This is a genomic window from Nocardia sp. Marseille-Q1738, from assembly GCF_965283145.1.
In genome coordinates this window covers 35,856-39,259 of the sequence record NZ_CBDIMS010000007.1, presented here as the reverse complement: position 1 = coordinate 39,259, position 3,404 = coordinate 35,856, and the positions used below count along the sequence as shown (strand labels likewise).

The following is a 3,404-nucleotide window of genomic DNA, read 5'->3' as shown; positions in this document are numbered from 1 at the left end:
ACCGGCGCGGAGAATGGACGAGAGTAAGGAGGGATCGTGCGCGACGACTATCCGACCGACGACGAACTGCGCGCCAACTTCGACGAGTTGCTTGCTTCGGTGCTCACCGGTGGCGGCATCTACTCCGAGAGCGGCTTGGACATGGAAACCGAGGAGGCGCTGTGGACGATCGCGCGCGCCTACCCGGACGTGTCCGACGAACTCGTCGATGCGGCCCGCGCCGCGTTCGCCGGTCAGCTGGACGGTTCGAACGCCGCCGCCAGGCAGGCCGCGCTCGCCCGCAAGATCGAGGAGTTCAACCGGCGCAGGGCAGCGGAACAATCGGGCAAGTAGCCGGGGCGCCGGGATCTGCGGACTACCTCGTAGTTCAGCGGCCGCCGGGCGGGTCGTTGTGCCAGGATGGGACCAGTGACACAGCTCGGGCACCGGCGCGCCGCTCCCGCGTGGGGTCGTGCCTCGGTGCGGACGAATGAGGAGATCGCGTCGACGTGACCAAGCCAGACGACGAGGCCGAGGACCGCGGGGCCGGCAACGACGCGGGGTCCGGCGGCGATCCCGAGGAGCCGACCGCGGAGGCCAACGAAGCCTTCATGCGGCAGTTCATGGCGAGCTTGCAGGAGCACAGCGACGACCCGGACGTGGAATTCACCCTCGTCGAGAACGAGGCGTCCGATATCGCCGAGCGGGCCAAGCAACTCAATCACCAGATCGCCCGCGAGCTGGCGGCATTGGGTCCCCAGGGCTGGGCGCGGCTGAACGCGGTGTTCGCGCTGACGACGGTGGCGGAGGTGGCGCAAGTCGTCTTCGCCGACGATCAAGAGCGCTCGGTGCGCATCCAACCCCCCGAGGCTGTGCTCGCGCTGGTACGCGAGCATCGGCAGCTGTCGGCGCAGCTCAGTGACGGCCCTTGGTGGCGATTGGTGCTGACGTTGACCAACGTCGGGGAGATCGAAGTCGACTATGACTACGGCGACGAGCCGTTCCCGGACGATCAACTGTTCCCGCCGGAGATCTACCGCGCGGATCTCGAGGCTTTTCCCCGGGATACTTTGCCAGTTTGGCTGGCGGCCTATGTCGGACACGACGGCAGGCAGTCGCGCACCGCGCAAGAGGCAGCGGTCCAGGCGCGAGCCGATCGCGAGGCGGGTGTGCGCGGGGTCTTGTCCGAGCAGGATTTTCCCGCCTACCCCGTGATGTGGTCGCGGTGGGCGGTGATGGCAGCTGCGTTCGTGGCGACCGGATCACAATGGGGCCCAAGGGTATTGCCCGCGCTCGGCTGGTTCGAGGGCGCCAAGCGCAGTGGCTCGACGTTGTATGTCCTGCCTGGTGGCCGGGCCGTGCTGTCGGGCGGTGTGTGGAACGCGCCGGAGCTGGATGCCACCTATAACGGCGGCGAGCCGATGCCCGCGTTCTTCGCGGGCGCGCCGGAATGGGTGGCGAATCCGGTGTTGAATCCGCGTGCGGCCAACGGATTGTTGTCGTTCTGCTACTGGTGGGAGAACGGAAACTGGTATCGCGGCGAGTCGCCGCGGGCGAATCAGCTCAGTGACGCGGTCCCCGGCATCTGGACCGCCGACACGGTGGCCGAGGTGATCACCGGACTGGTGGCCGAGCAGCCGACCGACCAGCAGCGAGCAGCGGTGACCACCCTGGTGTCGGCCGCCGAAGTCGGCGTCGTCACGCGCGACACCCTGGTGGACGTGTTCGGCGACGACGGGAGTTTCGACGTCGACAGCGCCCTCTACCAGCTGACCATGGCCGGTGTGGCGATGTCACTGCCCGAGCCGATGGCGGCGGACGAGGCGATTTCCCGGGTGCGCCAGTTCATTCGGGACCGCGGCATGGACACCAGCGGGTATCCACTGGACCAGCTGCGGGCCGACCGGATCAGTGTGGGCTGGATGGTCTACGTGCCGACCCAGCCGGGTGAGATCTCGATCGGCCGGGCCATCTTCTACATCGCCGACGACGGCGTGCTGGAGCAGTCCTCGTCGTCGGTGGCGCCATCGGTGTACACCGCCGAGTTCGAGCAGCGTTTCCAGCAGCGCCACGGCTCGGTGGAGGCGTGACCAGGGATTCACACAGAGCAATCGTCGCAGGAACCCTACGCACATGGGAGAACCGATGGTACGAGGCCGATACCCCTCCGAAGACGAACTGCGGCGCAACTTCGAGCGTGAACTAGGGTCGGTCACCACCGGTGGTGGGCTGCATTCGGAAACCGGGCTGGACATCGAAACCGAAACGGCCCTTATCGATATCGCCCGAGCGTATCCCGAGGTCACCGAGGGTTTGGTGACGGCGGCCCGGTCCGCTTTCGCAGGTCAGCTCGACGGCTCGAATGCCGCCGCGCGCCGTGCTGAGCTGGAACGGGCTATCGAAGAGCACAATCGGAAGAAGGGGCAGAACCCTAGCGGGTGAACACATCCGGCGCAGTCCGCGGATGATCCCAGGTCGCAGGGATTTTACGTGCTGGACAGTTGACGTTCATGCGATGATCGAAGTGGGTGTTCGATCAGTCGAAGGACAGCAACATGGCAGCAGGCGAAATCGAGAACTACACCGAGAAGCTGCGGACTGCCGGTCTGGACACTTCCAGAGCCGATGAGGAACTGCTCGGCATCGTGTCCAGCGCCGAGGACGCCGCGAGCCGAGCGAACATCGCCGCGGGGCCGGACAAGTTCGGCAGCAAGTTTCGCGACGGTCCAGAGGGCTTCGTCAACGTGATGGACAGCATCAACGATGCCACGCGGAACATCGCGACCTCCTTCGAGCGGATGTCCCGGGGCCAGTACCAAGCCGCGGAGGCGTTCGACAAGGGCGAGCAGGCCGGTACCGATAACTTCGATCGCCTCGTCTGACCCGAAGGGCCGGAATGAGCAACGCAAGACGCGATGAGCGGGATATGGACTCGATCCTGGAGGCATTCCAGGACCAGATGCGGATCATCGCGGAGGCTCAGCAGAAGCGGACGAAACTCACCGGGACCGCGACCTCGCGGGATAAAACGGTGACGGTCACCGTGAATGCCAACGGTGTCGTCATCGAGACCAAATTCTCCGCGGGCATCGAGGATTTGAGCTACGCGCAGATCGCGAAAACGGTGACCAAGGTCGCGCAGGACGCCGCGGCCGATGTGGCACGCAAGAACCAGGAATTGGCCGCGCCCATCACGGATCGGCGTGCCCGGCTGCCGAAGCTTTCCGATCTGGTCGACGGCATGCCCGACTTCGCCAGTGAAATCCCGGTCGAACCACCGGTATCGCTCGCGCCGCCCGGTTCGCCCGAGCGTGCGGAGGACGACGATGACACCACCGCACTGCGATTCACCGACGTGGAGGAGTTCGACCACGGTGAGCGCGAGGCCGAGCCGGGGAGAGTCACCGACCCCAGCTGGTAGCACG

Annotated in this window: 5 protein-coding genes; all 5 read left to right on the top strand. The window is 66.0% G+C overall.

Annotated elements, in window-relative coordinates; genetic code table 11:
- Positions 1–36 precede the first annotated feature (36 nt).
- The 5 genes from ACWPXK_RS23685 to ACWPXK_RS23665 all read left to right on the top strand — a co-directional run bounded on the left by ACWPXK_RS23685 (position 37) and on the right by ACWPXK_RS23665 (position 3,400).
- Positions 37–333, top strand: coding sequence for a hypothetical protein (locus ACWPXK_RS23685; protein ID WP_454198382.1), 297 nt, complete (start codon positions 37–39; stop codon positions 331–333).
- 155 nt (positions 334–488) lie between these two features.
- On the top strand, positions 489–2,069 hold the full coding sequence (locus tag ACWPXK_RS23680; protein WP_454198381.1) for a hypothetical protein: 1,581 nt from the start codon (positions 489–491) through the stop codon (positions 2,067–2,069).
- A 43-nt stretch (positions 2,070–2,112) separates the two neighbouring features.
- The gene (locus tag ACWPXK_RS23675) at positions 2,113–2,421 is read left to right on the top strand and encodes a hypothetical protein (protein ID WP_454198380.1); all 309 of its coding nucleotides are present in this window, start codon (positions 2,113–2,115) and stop codon (positions 2,419–2,421) included.
- Positions 2,422–2,534: 113 nt separating this feature from the next.
- The gene (locus ACWPXK_RS23670) at positions 2,535–2,861 is read left to right on the top strand and encodes a hypothetical protein (protein ID WP_454198379.1); all 327 of its coding nucleotides are present in this window, start codon (positions 2,535–2,537) and stop codon (positions 2,859–2,861) included.
- A 44-nt stretch (positions 2,862–2,905) separates the two neighbouring features.
- On the top strand, positions 2,906–3,400 hold the full coding sequence (locus ACWPXK_RS23665; RefSeq protein ID WP_454198378.1) for a YbaB/EbfC family nucleoid-associated protein: 495 nt from the start codon (positions 2,906–2,908) through the stop codon (positions 3,398–3,400).
- Positions 3,401–3,404 lie beyond the last annotated feature (4 nt).

Excerpts from the sequence above, each read along its gene's own strand:
- ACWPXK_RS23675 (WP_454198380.1), top strand. The coding sequence starts at position 2,113 with ATGGGAGAACCGATGGTACGAGGCCGATACCCCTCCGAAGACGAACTG.
- ACWPXK_RS23670 (WP_454198379.1), top strand. The coding sequence starts at position 2,535 with ATGGCAGCAGGCGAAATCGAGAACTACACCGAGAAGCTGCGGACTGCC.
- ACWPXK_RS23665 (WP_454198378.1), top strand. The coding sequence starts at position 2,906 with ATGGACTCGATCCTGGAGGCATTCCAGGACCAGATGCGGATCATCGCG.